The sequence below is a fragment of the Pseudomonas sp. AC463 genome, assembly GCF_979253585.1.
Genome location: NZ_CEEDDZ010000598.1, coordinates 1 through 272, shown reverse-complemented (window position 1 = coordinate 272; position 272 = coordinate 1). Strand labels below are relative to the sequence as shown.

At 56.2% G+C, this 272-nt stretch carries 1 protein-coding gene; it reads right to left on the bottom strand.

Translation table 11 applies throughout. The features are described from left to right. Positions 1 to 210, bottom strand: a 210-nt coding sequence (locus AC0IYH_RS31600; RefSeq protein ID WP_471838194.1) for a cation:proton antiporter domain-containing protein, incomplete at its 3' end; no start/stop codon positions are given. Positions 211 to 272 lie beyond the last annotated feature (62 nt).

The following is a 272-nucleotide window of genomic DNA, read 5'->3' as shown; positions in this document are numbered from 1 at the left end:
GAATGTCGCCTTGCGCGTACGCATGCCGCCATCGAGCAGGATCACGGCCAGGGCCAGGTTACTGATCAGGTAGGCGAGCGAGTAGTCGTTGAATGCAATACCGCCGATGCCGTCGACGCCGGCCAGCATGCCCACTGCAAGAAAGATGACGAGGATTGGAACGCCTAAGCGTGTGGAGAGGGAACTGACGGCGATGCTTGCACCCACCATTAAGGCCCCGATTAGAAATAGGCTGTTAACTGTGGTGCTATCCAACGTCATCTCTCTTAGTA